The organism is Nitrospirota bacterium (genome assembly GCA_040755395.1).
Taxonomy (GTDB): Bacteria; Nitrospirota; Nitrospiria; order Nitrospirales; family Nitrospiraceae; genus DATLZU01.
In genome coordinates this window covers 2086-3248 of sequence record JBFMAX010000033.1, presented here as the reverse complement: position 1 = coordinate 3248, position 1163 = coordinate 2086, and the positions used below count along the sequence as shown (strand labels likewise).

Here is a 1163-nt window from a genome sequence, read left to right as displayed (position 1 = left end):
GCGCGTAATCTTGTCGGACGTCGCCAGCATGACCACACGTTCGACCACGTTGCGGAGTTCGCGGACGTTGCCCGGCCAGGGATACGCCGTCAACGCGTCTACGGCGGAGGCGTCGAAATAGCAGCGCGGTTTCCCCATCTCCCGCCCGAGCCGACTCAAGAGATGTCGCGCGATCGCCGGGATGTCCTCGGTCCGCTCGCGCAGGGGCGGCACCGGAATGTGGACGACGGCCAGGCGAAAATAGAGGTCTTTGCGGAACGTCCCGTGCTTGACCTTTTCCGCCAGATCCTGGTTCGTGGCGGCGATGATGCGCAGGTCCACCCGCTTGGCCCGCGTGCCGCCGACGGGCCGGACTTCATTCTCCTCGATCACGCGCAGCAGTTTCACCTGCAGCCCCAGCGGCAATTCCCCGATTTCGTCGAGGAACACCGTGCCGCCGTGCGCCAGCTCGATGAGCCCCGGCTTGTCGGTGCTGGCGCCGGTAAAGGCGCCGCGCACGTGGCCGAACAGTTCGCTTTCGATGGTGCCCTCCGGGATCGTCGCGCAGTCGATGATCTGGAAGGGCTTGGCGCGCTCGCGGCTGCGCTCGTGAATGGCGCGGGCGAGGAGGCCCTTGCCGGTGCCGGTCTCCCCGGTGATGAGCACGGTGGAGCGGACCTGGGCGGCTTCGCCGACCTGGCGCAGGACGCGCTGGAAGGCCGCGCTGACGCCCACCAGGCTGCCGGTCTCCAGGTCGTGGCGCACCATCCGTTCGAAGGCCGAGTGGCGCCGGAGGATCTCGGAATAGCGGATGGCGCGATGCAGCCGCATGCCCAGATCGGTGGGGTTGAGGGGCTTGAGGACATAGTCGAAGGCGCCGCGCCGCATGGCCTCGACCGCCAGGTTCACCGTGTTCATCCAGGTCACGACGAGGACCGGGAGGTTGCGGTCGAGTTCCAGGATGTGGCTGACCAGGTCCAGGCCGTCCATGGCGGGCAGGACCAGGTCGGTGAGGACCAAATCCACCGTCCGTTCGTTGAGCAACTGGACCGCGCCTTCCGCGGTCGCGCGGACTTCGATGTCGAGTTGGTCGTCAAAGGTTTTGAGTTTGGCCTGCTCGAGCGCGTGCAGGATCATCTCCGTGTCGGCGGAATTGTCTTCGACCACCAACACCGTAAAAGGAG

1 protein-coding gene is annotated in these 1163 nt (G+C 66.3%); it reads right to left on the bottom strand.

Translation table 11 applies throughout. From position 1 onward, the window contains the following. Positions 1-1163: sigma-54 dependent transcriptional regulator (locus tag AB1555_19885; GenBank protein ID MEW6248939.1), on the bottom strand; the 1163-nt coding region annotated here is incomplete at both ends.